Origin of the sequence: Anaeromyxobacter oryzisoli, from assembly GCF_022690765.1 — a bacterium.
In the GTDB taxonomy this organism is placed as follows: Bacteria; Myxococcota; Myxococcia; order Myxococcales; family Anaeromyxobacteraceae; genus Anaeromyxobacter; species Anaeromyxobacter oryzisoli.
The window spans coordinates 18,070-32,423 of sequence record NZ_JALCZA010000052.1; the positions used below are offsets into that span (position 1 = coordinate 18,070).

A 14,354-nucleotide genomic window follows, 5' to 3' on the forward strand; every position below is an offset into this window, starting at 1 on the left:
TGCGAGCATCGGCGCAACCGACAGGAGGCGAACCGGCATGCGCGAAGGTCGCCAGGGGCTCCTCGCCGAGCTCGAGCGGCGCGGCGTCACGCGCCGGGAGTTCATCCGGTTCTGCGGCGCCATGGCCGCGGCCCTCGGGCTGCCGGGCGGCGCGAGCGCCCAGATCGCGGGCGCGCTGCGGACCGCGCCCAAGCCGACGCTCGTGTGGCTCGAGTTCCAGGACTGCGCCGGGAACACCGAGTCGTTCCTGCGCGCGAGCCGGCCGACGGTCGCCAACCTCATCCTCGACACGATCTCGGTGGACTACCACGAGACGATCATGGCGGCGCCAGGCACGCAGGCGGAGGAGGCGCTCGCGCGCGTCGTCGCGGAGTCGCGCGGCCAGTACCTCGCCGTGGTCGAGGGCTCGATCCCGCTCGCGGACGGCGGCGTCTACTGCTGCATCGCCGGGCGGACCGCGCTGGACATCGCGAAGCGCGTCTGCGGCGGCGCGGCGGCGACGATCGCGGTGGGCACGTGCGCGACGCACGGCGGGATCCCCGGGGCCGCGCCGAACCCCACGGGCGCCGTCGGGGTCGGGGAGGCGGTCCCCGGGCTGCGGAACCTGATCAACCTGACCGCGTGCCCGATGAACGTGGAGAACCTCACGGCGCTGATCGTCTACTACCTCACCTTCAAGCAGTGGCCGCCGCTCGACGCGGAGCGCCGCCCGCTGTTCGCGCACGGGAAGCTCCTCCACGATGCGTGCGAGCGACGCGCCCACTTCAACGCCGGCGAGTTCGCCGAGGCCTGGGGCGACGAGGGGCACTGCAACGGCTACTGCCTCTTCAAGATGGGCTGCAAGGGGCCGGTCACGTTCTACAACTGCCCCACCATCCGCTGGAACGAGGGCACGAGCTGGCCGGTGCAGTGCGGCCACGGGTGCATCGGCTGCGCCGAGCCCCGGTTCTGGGACCGGATGACGCCGTTCTACGGGCACCTGCCGCTCACGCCCGGGATCGGCGCCGACATCGACCGCGTCGGCCTCGCCGCGACGGGGCTGGTGGCCGCCGGCTTCGCCGTCCACGGCGTCACCTCGTACGTGAAGCGCGCGGCGGAGCGCGAGCTGCCCGCGGAGAAGTCGGTACCTCCACCGGACCGGAAGGGGAACGGACCGTGACCCACGTCGTCGTGGACCCCATCACGCGGATCGAGGGCCACCTGCGCATCGAGGCGGAGGTGGAGGGCGGCCGCGTCCGCGACGCCTGGTCGAGCGCGCCCATGTTCCGCGGGATCGAGCTCGTCCTGCAGGGGCGCGATCCGCGGGACGCCTGGGCGTTCACCCAGCGCATCTGCGGCGTCTGCACCACCGTCCACGCGATCGCGTCGATCCGCGCGGTCGAGGCCGCGATCGGCGCGGTGCCGCCCCCGAACGCGCGCCTCCTGCGCAACCTGGTGATGGCCACGCACTGCGTGCAGGACCACGTGATCCACTTCTACCACCTGCACGCGCTCGACTGGGTGGACCTCGTGTCGGCGCTCTCCGCCGATCCGGCGCGCGCCGCGACCCTCGCGCAGTCGATCTCGGACTGGCCGCTCTCGAGCCCGAAGTACTTCGCCGGCGTCCGCGCGCGGCTCCGCGCCCTGGCGGAGAGCAAGCAGCTCGGTCCGTTCGCGAACGCGTACTGGGGCCACCCCGCCTACCGGCTGCCGCCCGAGGCCAACCTCATGGCGGTGGCGCACTACCTCGAGGCGCTCGACTGGCAGCGCGAGTTCATCCGCGTCCACGCGATCCTCGGCGGCAAGAACCCGCACCTCCAGTCCTTCCTCGTGGGCGGGATGGCGACGCCCGTGGACCCGGATCGGGCCGCGTCGCTCAACGCCGGCTCGATCGCGGCGATGCGCAAGCTCGTCGCGAGCGCGCGCGAGTTCGTGTCGAAGGTCTACCTCCCCGACCTCCTCGCGGTCGCCGCCGCCTACCTGGACTGGGCGGGCCACGGGGCCGGGGTCGGCAACTACCTCGTGTACGGCGAGTACCCGGAGGCGGACGGGCCGAACGCGCCGCTCTACCTCCCGGCCGGGGTGATCCGCGGCCGCGATCTCTCGAAGGTCGAGCGCCCCGATCCCGCGAAGATCACCGAGGAGGTCGAGCACGCCTGGTACGCGTACCCGGCCGGCGCCCGCGCGCTGAACCCGTCCGAGGGCGTCACCCGGCCGGTCTACTCGGGACCTCGGCCGCCGTACGAGCGGCTCGACACGAGCGCGAAGTACAGCTGGCTCAAGTCGCCACGGTATGACGGGCTCCCGATGGAGGTCGGCCCGCTCGCGCGCGTCCTCGTCGCGTACGCCTCGCGCCACGAGGCCGTCCGGAAGGCGGTGGACGGCGTCCTGCAACGGCTGAAGGTCGGCCCCGAGGCGCTGTTCTCCACGCTCGGCCGGACCGCGGCGCGCGCGGTGGAGACGCTGGTGCTCGTGGACAAGATGGGGGAGTGGGTCGAGGCCCTCGCGGACGCGATGGCCCGCCGCGACCGGCGCATCTGCGACACCGCGCGCTGGGATCCCGCGAGCTGGCCGGCGCGGGCGAGCGGGGCGGGCTTCCACGAGGCGCCGCGCGGCGCGCTCGGGCACTGGGTCCGCATCGAGGACCGGCGCATCGCGAACTACCAGTGCGTCGTCCCGACCACCTGGAACGCGGGCCCGCGCGACGCCGCCGGCCACCGCGGGCCCTACGAGGAGGCGCTCGTCGCGACGCCCATCGCGGACCCGGCTCGCCCGCTGGAGCTCCTGCGGACGGTCCACTCCTTCGACCCGTGCCTCGCCTGCGGGGTGCACGTGGTGGACGCGCGCGGGCGCGCCCTCGGAGAGGCGCTCGAAACATGACGGCGACACCCCCTCGCCTTGAGCTGCTGCGGCGCACGCTGCCTGCCTGCGCGGGGCAGACTCCTCCCTGCGCTGCTCGACGTGCCAACAGGCACGCCTGCGCTGCTCGGTCGTCGTGTGCCCCCGCTCGGCGACGGCATCGTGTGCCTCGCGACGCTCAACGCAAGCGGGTGGCGCCATGAGACCGCTGAGGCCGATCGAGCGCTCCACCGAGCTCGCGCGCGTGTACGTCTGGGAGTGGCCGGTGCGCGTCGCCCACTGGGTGATCGTCGGCGCGATCCTGGTGCTCTCCGCGACCGGCTACGTCGTAGCCCACCCGCCGGGGAGATGGGCGCCCCTCGGCACCGTGAAGGCCGTCCACTCGTACGCGGCGATCGCGCTCACGCTCGCCTTCGCCAGCCGCGTCGCCTGGATGTTCATCGGCAACCGGTGGGCGCAGTGGGATCAGCTCCTCCCCGTGCGCCGCGAGCGCTGGCGCGGCCTGGGGCCCACGCTGGAGTGGTACCTCTTCGTGCTCCGGAAGCCGCCGGGGTACGTCGGCCACAACCCGCTCGCGGGCGCGATCTACACGCTCGTGTTCCTGATCGAGCTGCTCATGATCACGACCGGGTTCGCGATGTACTCCGTGAGCGCGCCGTACTGGTCGCCGATGCACGCCTTCGGCTTCCTCGGGCCGCTGCTCGGCGGCCTCCAGACCGCGCGCTGGCTCCACCACGCCGGCATGTGGCTCCTGCTCGGCTTCATGGTCCACCACGTCTACAGCGCCGTGCTCATGTCGCAGGTCGAGGCGAACGCGACGATGGAGTCGATCTTCTCCGGGTACAAGTTCGTGCCGGAGGAGGACGTGGTGAGCCCTCGGGTGCGCCGTGCCACGCCGCCGAGCCCCTGATCGGGAAGCGCGCCGCATCCCGCTGCTCGTCCTCGGGCTCGGGAACGTCCTCTGCGGGGACGACGGCCTGGGCGTCCAGGCGGTGGCGCGCCTCGCGCACGCGCGGGGCCTGCCGCGCGGCGTGCGGCTCGAGGACGGCGGCGTGCTCGGTCTCGCGCTCCTCCCGACGCTGGAGGCGGCCCGGCGCGCGATCATCGTGGACGCGGTCCGGTGCGCTCGCCCCGCCGGCGCGCTGGTCGCGCTCGAGGGCGAGGACGTCGTCCCGGCGCTCCGGGAGCGGCTCTCGCCGCACGAGGTCGGCGTCTGGGACCTGCTCTGGGCGGCGCGGCTGCGCGGGCGCGCCCCCGAGCGGCTCGCGATCCTCGGGCTCGTCCCGGCGTCGCTCGAGCTCGGCGTCGGGCTCTCGCCGGTGGTCGAGGCGGCCCTCCCCGCGCTCGTGGACGCGGTGGTGACGACGGCGCGGGCGTGGGGATCCGCTCGCTGACGCGGAACGCCGCCGGGCGAGGCCCCCGCGCGCTCGGCGTGCGGATGCCGTATACATCGGGCCATGTCCGCCCCGGCGCTCCTCCTGTCCGCCTTCCCGCCCGAGCTCGCCGGGCTCGACGCGGCGCCGCCCGCGGGGTGGGTGACGGGCTGCACCGGCGTCGGCGCGGTGACCGCGGCGGTCGAGACGGCGCGGCTCCTCGCGCGCCACGCCCCGTCGCGCGTGCTGTTCGTGGGCACGTGCGGCGCGTACGACGAGCGGCTCGCGCCGGGCGCGCTGCTCGCCGTCGGCGAGGCCATCGCGCTCTCGCTCGACGAGGTGGAGGGGCGCGCGTACCGCCCCGAGCTCGAGCGGACCCGCTGGGCCGCCACCTGGGCGCTGCCGCTGCCCGCGCACGCGGTGGCAGTGCCGCCCGCGATCACGCGCACGGCGGCGGGCGCGCGTGCCCTGGGCGCGCGCGCGGCGGCGGAGCACCTCGAGGTCACGGGCGTGTTCGCGGCCTGTCACGCCGCCGGGGTCCCGGTCGCGGCGGCGCTCGCCGTCGCGAACCGCGTCGGCCCGGACGCGAGCGTCGAGTGGCGCGCGAACCACGCCGCCGCGAGCCGGGCGCTCGTCGAGGTGCTCCGCGCGCGAGGCGTGCTCGGGTAGTGCTCCGCCGGGATGCCTCCCGTAGGAAGTCAGGCCGCCGGCGGCTCGCCGGCGACATCGAGCGCGGCGCGGCGCGGCAGCCACACCTCGAAGACGGTCGAGCCGACCGCCGATCGGACCGCGATCCGGCCGCCGTGGGCCCGCGCGATCTCGCGGACGATGAAGAGGCCGAGCCCGAGGCCGTGGCCGTCGCTCCGGCCCCGCCAGAACGGCTCGAACAGGCGCGGCAGGAGCTCTCCCGGGATGGGATCGCCGCCGTTCTCCACCTCGAGCCGGAGCGCGCCCTCCACCCCGGACACGCGCACCTGCACCGGCGCGTCGCGCGCCCCGTGGACGATCGCGTTCCCGACCAGGTTCGAGACGAGCTGCGCGACGCGATCGGGATCGAGGTCGCCCGCGTCGTCCCCGTCCACCGCCAGCGCGATCTCGGCCTCGGGGTACGCCGTCTGGAGCTCGCCGATGACGCGGGCGCAGATCGCGCCGAGCCGCGCCGGCGCGCGGGAGACCGCGAGCGGGGCGCCTTGCCGGGTCCGCGCGAGGTCGAGCACGCCGCTGACGAGCCCCTCCATCCGATCGGCCGCGCCGCGCATCCGCTCGACGACCTTCCGCTGCCGCTCGCCCAGCGGGCCGAGCTTCGAGACGAGCGCCAGCCCGACGCGCAGCGCGCCGAGCGGGTTCCGGAGATCGTGGCTCACGACCGCGAGCAGCCGCTCCTGCTGCGCGCCGATGCGCCGCGCCTCCTCCGACGCGGCCTCCGCCTCCCTCCGCGCGAGCTCCGCCCTCGCGCGCGCCGCGCGGAACCGGCCCGCGATGAGCGAGCCCGCGACTCCGAACAGCACGAACCCGGCGACCCGGTGGGCCTCCTCCGAGGTCGAGACGCCGAACGTGTAGGGCACGCCGAGGAAGAAGTAGTCGAACCCGAGCCCGCAGACGCCCACCACGAGGAGCCCCGGCAGGAGCCCGCCGCGCAGCGCGGCGACGAACACGGCGACGAGCGGGAGGTAGAAGTAGGCCCCGCCGAACGGCCGGACCGTGAGCCGCGACGCCGCGACGGCGACGACCCCGAGCGCGAGCGCGACGCCGTATTCGGCGAGGAGGGACCCGGATCGAGAGCGCGGCACGGCGAGACCTTAGCGGGAACGTCGCGCGCCGGCCGGTATTCCTCGAGCGGGACTCGGCCCTGGGGAGGGCCCTGACGCGACGGGCGCGTTATCTTCCCCCGCCCCGATCCGGAGGACACGGAATGCCCCTGACGACGCTCGCCCCCCTCCTCGCCGCCCTGGCGATCTCTGCGCCCGCCTCGGCTCGCCCGGCGGGCAAGGCGCCGCCCGCCGCGCCCATCGCCGGCGCGAGCGTCCTGCGCGCCCTCGACGGCGCGCTCGAGAGCGTGGTGGCGAAGGTCTCGCCCGCGGTCGTCCAGGTGGCGGTCAGCGGCTACGGACCCGCCGAGGAGGAGGGGGACGGCGCCTCGGTGATCGTCCGCCAGCACGCGGTCGGCTCGGGGGTCGTGGTCGATCCGTCCGGCTACGTGGTGACGAACGCCCACGTGGTCGAGGGCGCGCAGCGCGTCCGGGTGCTCCTCCCGCAGCTCGAGGACGGGCCGCGCCTCCACCGCGTGAAGCGGATCCACGACGCGCGGGTCGTGGGCATCGAGCCGGACCTCGATCTCGCGCTCCTCAAGATCGAGGCCGCCGGGCTGCCCACGCTCGCGCTCGGGACGCGCGAGCCGCGGCCGGGGCAGCTCGTCTTCGCGGTGGGGAGCCCGCAGGGGCTCGCGAGCACGGTGACGATGGGGGTGATCTCGTCGGTGTCGCGCCAGCCCATGCCCGATCGGCCGATGCTCTACATCCAGACCGACGCGCCCATCAACCCGGGGAACAGCGGCGGTCCGCTCGTGGACACGGAGGGGAACGTCGTCGGGATCAACACCCTGATCCTCTCCCAGAGCGGCGGGAGCGAGGGGCTCGGCTTCGCGATCCCCGCGTCGGTCGTCCAGTTCGTGTACGAGAACCTGCGCCGGTACGGGCACGTGCACCGGACCCTCGTCGGGGTGACCGCGCAGGAGATCACCCCCGGGCTCGCGAGCGCCCTGGCGCTGCCGCAGGACTGGGGGATCGTGGTGTCGGACGTCGCGCCGGAGGGGCCCGGGGCGGACGCGGGCCTGAAGGCCGGGGACGTCCTCCTGTCGGTGGACGGGCGGGCGGTGGAGACGATGCCGGCGCTCTCGTCGGCGCTGTACGTCCACCCCGCCGGCAAGCCGGTGGCGATGACCGTGCGCCGCGGCCGCGCGACCGTGGCGCTCTCCGTGAAGGGGCGCGATCCCCCGCCGGCGGAGGAGCGGCTCGCGGCGCTCGCCGAGGTCGGGAAGAGCACCGTCTCGCGGCTCGGGATCGTGGGCGTCGCGCTGGACGAGCGGTCCCGCCCGCTCTTCCCCGGGCTCCGCGAGCCCGACGGCGTCGTGGTCGTGGCGCGCACGCTCGACGCGCAGCTCGAGGTGCCGCTGCTCCCCGGCGATGTCATCCACGCGGTGAACCTCACGCCAGTCCGGACGATGCAGGAGCTCCGGACCGCGATCGGCGCGCTCCCGAACCGCGGCGCGGCCGCGCTGCGGGTGGAGCGCCGCGGGCAGCTCTCCTGGGTCGAGGTGGAGCTGGAGCCCTGACGGGCGAGGAGGAGGTCGAGGCCGGCCTCGAGGAGTTCCTCGGCGCTGGCGCGGGGTGGGAGCGGGAGAGCGCCTAGCGCGTCCAGCCGGCGACCCGGTACACGACCCGCCCGGCCCACTCCCGCAGCGCCTCGGTCGAGGCGGCGAGCGCGCGCGCCCGCGGCAGCCACGACCCGCCGCGCCCGTCCCCTGCGCGCCGATCCACCGGCAGCGCGTCGGGCGCGAGCCCGGCCGCGCGGAAGCACCCGAGGGCGCGCGGCATGTGCGCGGCGCTCGTCACGAGGAGGGTGCGCCGCCAGCCGCGCTCGGCGACGATCCGCGCCGCCACGACCGCGCTCTCGTGCGTGTTCCGGCTCCGGTCCTCGACCACGATCCGCTCCGGCGCGATCCCCGCGTCGAGGAGGACGCGCCGGAGCTGATCGGCCTCCGGCTGGTCGCCCGCGACGGGGAAGACCAGCCCGCCGGAGAGGAGCACGTCCCGGGCCTGGCCGGCGCGGAGGAGCGCGGCGGCCCGGACGATCCGGTCGGCCGCCGCGGTGAGCTCCACCGCGCCACTCGCGCGGGACGCCCGCTCGTCCACCATCCCGCCGAGCACGATCACGGCGTCGTAGCGCTCCGCGGGGTGGAACGTGTCCGGAGCGCTCGCCTCGAGCGCGCCGAGCAGCCGGCGGGAGACCGGCTCCAGCGAGAACGCCCCGAGCGCCGCGGCGCAGAGCAGCGAGAGCGCGACGGACAGCCGGGGGCGGCGCCCCCGCAGCGCGACGCTCGCGAGGACGAGCGCGATCGCCCAGGCGAGCGGCTCGAGGAGGAGGTCCAGGATCTTGGAGAGGGCGACGAACACGCGTCCACCTCACGACCGCGGCGTGGCGACGCCGCCCCGGGCGGCGGACGCGACGCGGAGGCACCCGGCGGCCGCGATCGCGGTGAGGACGACCCCGCCGAGCACGAGCCAGCGGGTGGTGGCCGACGACGGGGACGAGACCAGCGCCCCGAGGGCGGCGTACGTGGCGATCGAGGGGATCGAGCCGAGGAGCGACGCGGCGGCGAACGCGCGGAGCGGCATCCGGGTCGCGCCGAAGCCGAAGTTCACCATCGCGAAGGGGGTCACCGGGGCGAGCCGCAGGAGCAGCACGAGCCGGAACGCGTCGCGGTCCTCGAGCCCGGCGGGCAGCGCCAGGCCCGGCCCGCCGGGCGGGCGCCCGAGCCGGCGCCCGGCCAGGAACGCGGCCGACGCGCCGAGCGTCGTGAGGGGCACGGCCAGGAGGGCCCCGCCGACCGGGCCGAAGGCGAGGCCCGCGGCGAACGAGAGCGGGGAGACGGGGAGGGCGAGGAGGGCCCCCGCGACGTACGCGGCGGCGAAGGCGAGGGGCGCGGCGAGGCCGAGCTCGCGGGTCGCCCCCGCGAGGCGCAGCGCCCACTCGCGCACGGGGAGGAGCGGCCCGACGAGCGCGGCGACCGCCGTGAGCGCGAGGAGGATCACCAGCCGGCGAGGGAGCGCGACGCGCACGCGCCGGAGAGTGGCATGGGACGCCCCGGCGCGCGAGCGGCCCGGCGCGGGGGCGCCGTCCCGGGCGGCGGGCGTTTGACGGCGTCGCCTCCGCGTTGCTAGATCGCTCGCACCATGCAGGTGAGGTTGAACGGAGAGCTCCGGGAGATCCCGGATGGGATGACCGTCGCGAGGCTCCTCGCCCACCTCGGGGTGAAGGCCCCGCGGGTCGCGGTCGAGGTCAACGAGGCGGTCGTCACCAAGGATCGCTACGAGGCTCACAAGATCGGCCCGGGCGACACGGTCGAGATCGTCGCGTTCGTCGGAGGAGGGTAGTCGTGGCGGACACCTGGAGCATCGGCAAGCAGACCTTCACCAGTCGCCTCCTCGTGGGGACCGGCAAGTACGCCGACTTTCCCACGATGCAGCGCGCGCTCACCGCGTCCGGCGCCGAGGTGGTGACCGTGGCGGTCCGCCGCCTGGACCTCTCGAAGAAGGGCGAGGCGTCGCTCCTCGAGTGGATCCCGAAGGGCATGAAGCTCCTGCCGAACACCGCCGCCTGCTTCACCGCCGAGGAGGCGATCCGGACGGCGCGCCTCGGCCGCGAGCTCGACATGGGCGACCTCGTGAAGCTCGAGGTCATCGGGGACCGGCGGACGCTCTTCCCGGACGTGGAGGCGCTCGTCGAGGCGGCCCGGGTGCTGGTGAAGGAGGGCTTCACCGTCCTCCCCTACACGAACGACGACCCGGTGACGGCGCGGAAGCTCGAGGACGTCGGGTGCGCGGCGGTGATGCCGGCCGGCGCGCCCATCGGCTCGGGGCTCGGGATCCGGAACCCGTTCAACATCCGGATCATCATGGAAACCGTGAAGGTGCCGGTCCTCGTGGACGCGGGCGTCGGCACGGCGAGCGACGCGGCGCTCGCGATGGAGCTCGGGGCCGTCGCGGTGCTCATGAACACCGCCATCGCCGAGGCGAAGGATCCGGTCCTCATGGCCGAGGCGATGCGCGCCGGGGTCGAGGGCGGGCGGAAGGCGTTCCTCGCCGGACGCATCCCGATGAAGCTGCACGCGTCGGCGTCGTCGCCGATGACCGGGCTCATCGGGACCTGAGCCCTCTCCTCCGGACGAGGATCGCTCGTGGCCGACGCGCCGAAGCGCAAGGTGCTGCTGATCGAGGACGACGGGGGCGAGCGGGCCGCCGTCGCGGAGCTGCTCTCGAGCGCGGGGTTCGGCGTCGTGTCGTCGGACGAGGGGCGCAAGGCGCTCGAGCTCGCCGCGGCGGTCCGGCCGCAGCTCGTGATCCTCGACCTGGTCACCGAGGGGATGAACGGCTGGGAGTTCCTCGAGCGGCGCCGGGGAGATCCCGCCCTGCGCGACGTGCCGGTGATCGTCCTCTCCGGGCGCCGGCGCGAGCCGCTCGACGTCGATCTGTTCCTCTCCAAGCCGGTGGCGCCGGAGCAGCTCCTCCGGGCGGTGCGGACCCTGATCTCGCGCGGCCGAGCCCGTAGGTAGGCGCCACGCGCCCGCGCCCCCCCCCGCCCGTCAGCCGACCGGGGCGAGGGGGGTCACGTCCTCCGCGACGAACCGGAAGACGCGGGACGGCTTCCCCCAGCTCCCCGCGGTGTAGCCGCGGCAGATCTTGTCGTAGGCCTCGGGGTGCTGGTGCGGCGCGAACTCCTCGACGGTCCCCCGCAGCACGAAGCCGCGGAACGTGTCGAGATCGACGACGATCCGGCTCTCCTGGCGGTTCGACTTCAGGTTCATGTACGTCTTCAGCGCGAGGCCGTCGCCGTGGTACAGCGCGAGCTTCCCGTCGTTCACCTCGTGGTGGAAGACGAACCGCGGCGAGATGTTCGCCGTCTCGCCGACCCCGACGAGCGCGTACGGCACGCCGCCGACGACCTGCTGCAGCTCCTCGAACGGGACGTTCTCGAAGAACTTGAGGGTGTAGGGGCTGTGGTGGACCGTGAAGATGGAGGAGCCCTTCACGACGAGCCCCTCGGCCGAGTCCTCGAGGAGCTCCGTGAGCGCGGCGTTCGCGGCCAGCGCCCTCGTCTTCACCTGGAACCCCTGGTACTGGTCCACGCGGGTCAGGTGGACGGTGACGCACTCGCCGTGCTTGGGCGTGCGCGCGATCGGGCCGGCGAGGGTGATGCGCAGGTCGCGGCTCGTCGCGCCGCGCTCGATGCGTCGGACGCGGTTCACGGAGACCGCGTTGTAGGTCCCGATGAGGCTCGTCGTCCCCATGAACGAGAGCACCTTCTCGGCCTTCACGGTCGGGAAGCGAGACGCCTGCTTCGCCTTCTGCTCCTCCAGGAAGGCGAGAAAGGACTGGAGCCCGCTCGACACGTACCGCTCCTCGCGCAAGGATGACGCCGGGAGGCGAGATTACGGATGGCCGTCCCCATTGTCCACCTCGTCACGGATCGCCGCCTGGCGCCGGATCTTCCGGCCCGCGTGGCGGCGGCGCTCGCCGGGATCCCGCCCGGGACGGTCGCGGTGCACCTGCGCGAGAAGGACCTGACAGGGGCCGCGCTCCTGGCCCTCGCCCGCTCGCTCGTCACGGTGTGCCGGGCAAGGGGGCAACGGCTCCTCGTCAACGATCGCCTCGACATCGCCCTCGCCGCGGGGGCTGACGGCGTTCACCTGCCCTCGGCGGGCCTGCCGCCGGCGGAGGCGCGGAGACTGCTCGGCCCCGCCGCCCTCGTCGGGGTCTCCTGTCACGGCCTCGCCGACGTGCGCCGCGCCCGCGATGGGGGGGCGAGCTTCGCCACGTTCGGCCCCGTCCACGAGACGCCCTCGAAGCGCGCGTACGGCGCGCCGGTGGGGCTCGCGGCGCTCCGCGAGGCGGCCGCGCTCGGGCTGCCGCTCGTGGCGCTCGGCGGCGTGGACCCCTCGAACGCGCCGGAGGCGTTCGCCGCGGGCGCGCGGGGCGTCGCCGCGATCCGGGCGTGGCTCGCGGCGGGCGATCCCGCGGCGGCGGTGCGGGAGCTCCTCGCCGCCGCGCGCGCGGCGCGGGTGAGCGGGTGAAGGCGCGCCGTCAGCGCGGCGCGAGGGCGACGAGGTACTGGTAGGGGAGGAACGTCCGCTCGTCCACGACCCGCAGCCCCGCGGCCTCGGCCGCGGCGACGAAGTCGTCGCGGGAGAGCTTGTGCTCCGGGGGCGGGCCCACCGGCAGCTCGCCGGCGTGGAAGTCCACGTTGACGAGTCGGCCGCCGGGGGCGAGGCGCCCCGCGAGCCGCCGGAGCGTCGCCACGCCGTCCGGGAAGTGGTGGTACGTGTTCACGATCAGGATCGCGTGACACGGCTCCGGGGGCAGCGGCTCGCCGCCCGCCGCCAGGATCGGCGTCACGTTCCGCAGGCCCGCCGCCCGGACGCGCTCCTCCAGGACGGCGATCATCCGCGGCTCGACGTCGATCGCGTAGACCCGGCCTGCGGGGCCGACCGCCCGCGCGAGCCGCACCGCGAAGTACCCCGGCCCCGCGCCCGCGTCGCAGGCGATCTGGCCGGGGGCGAGGCCGAGCGCCGCGACCACCTCGTCCGGCCGTTGCCAGGCGTCGCGGTCCTCGCCCTCGAGCCGCGCGAGGTACGCGGCGAAGTCCTCCGGGTTGCGGTTCTGGTCGAAGCCGTGGGCGTGTCCCTCGCCGTGGCCGGCCCCGTGTGCGTGGTGGTGCGCGCCGTGCGCGTGCTCGGTCATGGAGGGTGAGAGCCTGCCGCCCGCCCGACGCTTCGCGCCTCCCGGCGCCGCGCCGGGGTGCGCGCCGCGGGGGGCCCGGGTATATTGCGCGCCTCATGGGCGGTCCCGTGTTCGAGGTCTCGAAGGATTTCGGCTTCAGCGCCGCGCACCAGATCCGCCTGCACGGCGGGAAGTGCGAGCGGTTGCACGGCCACAACTGGCGGGTCCGGGTCCACGTCCGGGCGTCGCAGCTCAACGCGATCGGCATGGTCATCGACTTCGCCGATCTGCAGAAGCTCGTGGCGGAGGTGGGCGGCCGGTTCGACCACCAGCACGTGAACCAGGTCCCGCCCTTCGACGAGGCGAACCCCACCGCCGAGCTGCTCGCCCGCCACTTCTTCGTGGAGGTCGGCCGGAGGCTCGCGGCGTGCGAGGGCGGCCGGGTGGTGGTCTCGAAGGTCGAGGTCTGGGAGAACGAGGGCTCGCTCGCGGTCTACCGCGAGGAGTAGGCGCCCCCGGACCAGGGGTCACGGGAAGCGGGTTCGGGTTCGGGTTCGGGTTCGCTGAGGTCAGGAGCGCGGGGTAGGGTGGAGCCGTGCCCTCCCTCTGCCTCGTCGCCACGCCGCTCGCGGCCACGCGCGCGGCGCGCCGCCTCTGCGACGCGCAGGGCGGGATCCTGTTCGGGCCGGCGGTCTCCACCATCGAGCGGATCGTGCCCGGGATCGTCGCCGCGGCGGGCGATCGGCGCGCCATCCTGACGCCCCTCGCCGAGCGGCTGCTCGCGGCGGAGGCCGGCGCGGTGGCCGGTGGAGCGCTCGCCGGGCTCGCCCCGGAGAGCGGGCTCGCAGCGGCGCTCGCCAGGTCGCTCGCGGAGCTGCGGCGCGGCGAGGTGAGCGGCGCGGACGCCCGGGCGGCGGCCGAGGAGCTCGGCGGCGCCCCGGCCGAGCGGCTTCGCGCCCTCGCCGCCGCGCTCGACGCGTACGAGGCCGCGCTCGCGGATCGCGGCGCCCTCGACCGGGCGGGCGCGGCGCGCGGCGCCGCCGCCCCCGCGCGCCGGGGGGCCGCGCCCGCGGGGGCGGGGGGGCTCGAGCTGCTCCTCCTCGACGGGATCCCGACGCTCGCGCCCGCGGAGTGGGATCTCGTCTCCGCGCTCGCCGCCCGCGCCCGGCGCACCCGCGTGCACCTGCCGTACTGGCCCGAGCGGCCGGACGCCTCGGCGCCCGCGGAGCCGCTGCTGCGGCGCCTCGAGGGGCTCCACGAGGTCGCGGCCCGGCGCGACGTCGAGGTCGTGCTGCCTCACGTCGAGGAGGACGGGCGCCTCGGGCGGCTCGCGGCGGCGCTCCTCGGCATGGGGAGCGCGACGGCGGCGAGGCGCGTCGGGCCCTCGGACGTCGGCGGGGCCGTCCTCGCGGCCGCCGGCGCCGGGGAGGAGGGCGAGCCCGGCGCGGCGGCGGCGGTGATCGCGCGGCTCGTCGAGGACGGGTACGCGCCGGAGGACATCGCGGTCGTCTCCCCCGCCCCGCGCCGGCACGCGGCGCCCCTCGCGCGGGCGCTCCGCGACCTCGGGATCCCGTTCGCCGCCGGCCGCGGCGAGCCGCTCGCCGCCGTGCCGGTGGTCCGGCTCGTCCAGGACGCGCTCGGCGTGGCG

The 14,354-nt window shown here is 75.5% G+C and carries 16 protein-coding genes and 1 pseudogene; 12 read left to right on the forward strand and 5 right to left on the reverse strand.

What is annotated here, in order from left to right; translation table 11 throughout:
- The first annotated feature begins 37 nt into the window (after positions 1-37).
- The 5 genes from MNZ27_RS15885 to MNZ27_RS15905 all read left to right on the forward strand — a co-directional run bounded on the left by MNZ27_RS15885 (position 38) and on the right by MNZ27_RS15905 (position 4,880).
- A complete protein-coding gene (locus MNZ27_RS15885; protein WP_242395071.1) occupies positions 38-1,159 on the forward strand; it encodes a hydrogenase small subunit in 1,122 nt (373 codons plus the stop codon).
- Positions 1,156-2,859: a nickel-dependent hydrogenase large subunit gene (locus MNZ27_RS15890; RefSeq protein WP_242395072.1), complete on the forward strand. Its 1,704-nt coding sequence runs from the start codon at positions 1,156-1,158 to the stop codon at positions 2,857-2,859. Before MNZ27_RS15885 ends, MNZ27_RS15890 begins: the two co-directional genes overlap by 4 nt.
- A 178-nt stretch (positions 2,860-3,037) precedes the next feature.
- Positions 3,038-3,748: a Ni/Fe-hydrogenase, b-type cytochrome subunit gene (gene cybH, locus MNZ27_RS15895; RefSeq protein WP_242395073.1), complete on the forward strand. Its 711-nt coding sequence runs from the start codon at positions 3,038-3,040 to the stop codon at positions 3,746-3,748.
- Complete coding sequence (locus tag MNZ27_RS15900; RefSeq protein WP_242395074.1) at positions 3,726-4,232, forward strand: hydrogenase maturation protease; 507 nt, start codon at positions 3,726-3,728, stop codon at positions 4,230-4,232. The genes cybH and MNZ27_RS15900 overlap by 23 nt, the downstream gene beginning before the upstream one ends.
- A 63-nt stretch (positions 4,233-4,295) precedes the next feature.
- On the forward strand, positions 4,296-4,880 hold the full coding sequence (locus MNZ27_RS15905) for a phosphorylase family protein (RefSeq protein WP_242395075.1): 585 nt from the start codon (positions 4,296-4,298) through the stop codon (positions 4,878-4,880).
- A gap of 29 nt (positions 4,881-4,909) precedes the next feature.
- Here the strand turns inward: MNZ27_RS15905 and MNZ27_RS24065 are convergent, their stop codons facing one another.
- Entirely contained in the window at positions 4,910-6,001 is a 1,092-nt protein-coding gene (locus tag MNZ27_RS24065) for a sensor histidine kinase (RefSeq protein ID WP_242395076.1), read from the reverse strand.
- Between the two features lie 122 nt (positions 6,002-6,123).
- Between MNZ27_RS24065 and MNZ27_RS15915 the strand changes: the two genes are divergently transcribed.
- On the forward strand, positions 6,124-7,542 hold the full coding sequence (locus MNZ27_RS15915; RefSeq protein ID WP_242395077.1) for a S1C family serine protease: 1,419 nt from the start codon (positions 6,124-6,126) through the stop codon (positions 7,540-7,542).
- 73 nt (positions 7,543-7,615) lie between these two features.
- On the opposite strand, the gene MNZ27_RS15920 is transcribed toward MNZ27_RS15915, so the two are convergent.
- Positions 7,616-8,383: a YdcF family protein gene (locus MNZ27_RS15920; protein WP_242395078.1), complete on the reverse strand. Its 768-nt coding sequence runs from the start codon at positions 8,381-8,383 to the stop codon at positions 7,616-7,618.
- A 9-nt stretch (positions 8,384-8,392) separates the two neighbouring features.
- Positions 8,393-9,049, reverse strand: a complete 657-nt coding sequence (locus tag MNZ27_RS15925) for a TVP38/TMEM64 family protein (protein ID WP_242395079.1) — start codon at positions 9,047-9,049, stop codon at positions 8,393-8,395.
- A gap of 114 nt (positions 9,050-9,163) precedes the next feature.
- On the opposite strand from MNZ27_RS15925, the gene thiS reads away from it, so the two are divergent.
- Genes thiS through MNZ27_RS15940 form a run of 3 tightly spaced genes read left to right on the forward strand, consistent with a single transcriptional unit; the run spans position 9,164 to position 10,542 of the window.
- Positions 9,164-9,364, forward strand: a complete 201-nt coding sequence (thiS, locus tag MNZ27_RS15930) for a sulfur carrier protein ThiS (protein WP_242395080.1) — start codon at positions 9,164-9,166, stop codon at positions 9,362-9,364.
- Between the two features lie 2 nt (positions 9,365-9,366).
- Positions 9,367-10,140 (forward strand): thiazole synthase, encoded by a 774-nt coding sequence (locus MNZ27_RS15935; protein WP_242395081.1) that lies wholly within the window; start codon positions 9,367-9,369, stop codon positions 10,138-10,140.
- Positions 10,141-10,167: 27 nt separating this feature from the next.
- Complete coding sequence (locus tag MNZ27_RS15940; RefSeq protein WP_242395082.1) at positions 10,168-10,542, forward strand: response regulator; 375 nt, start codon at positions 10,168-10,170, stop codon at positions 10,540-10,542.
- A gap of 30 nt (positions 10,543-10,572) precedes the next feature.
- On the opposite strand, the gene MNZ27_RS15945 is transcribed toward MNZ27_RS15940, so the two are convergent.
- Positions 10,573-11,379, reverse strand: a complete 807-nt coding sequence (locus MNZ27_RS15945; RefSeq protein ID WP_242395083.1) for a hypothetical protein — start codon at positions 11,377-11,379, stop codon at positions 10,573-10,575.
- A 45-nt stretch (positions 11,380-11,424) separates the two neighbouring features.
- On the opposite strand from MNZ27_RS15945, the gene thiE reads away from it, so the two are divergent.
- Positions 11,425-12,060, forward strand: coding sequence for a thiamine phosphate synthase (gene thiE, locus MNZ27_RS15950; protein ID WP_242395084.1), 636 nt, complete (start codon positions 11,425-11,427; stop codon positions 12,058-12,060).
- A 10-nt stretch (positions 12,061-12,070) separates the two neighbouring features.
- On the opposite strand, the gene MNZ27_RS15955 is transcribed toward thiE, so the two are convergent.
- Positions 12,071-12,727, reverse strand: a complete 657-nt coding sequence (locus MNZ27_RS15955; RefSeq protein ID WP_242395085.1) for a class I SAM-dependent methyltransferase — start codon at positions 12,725-12,727, stop codon at positions 12,071-12,073.
- 95 nt (positions 12,728-12,822) lie between these two features.
- On the opposite strand from MNZ27_RS15955, the gene queD reads away from it, so the two are divergent.
- A complete protein-coding gene (gene queD / locus MNZ27_RS15960; RefSeq protein WP_242395086.1) occupies positions 12,823-13,215 on the forward strand; it encodes a 6-carboxytetrahydropterin synthase QueD in 393 nt (130 codons plus the stop codon).
- An 86-nt stretch (positions 13,216-13,301) separates the two neighbouring features.
- Positions 13,302-14,354, forward strand: a pseudogene (locus MNZ27_RS15965) (PD-(D/E)XK nuclease family protein); the annotation flags it as partial.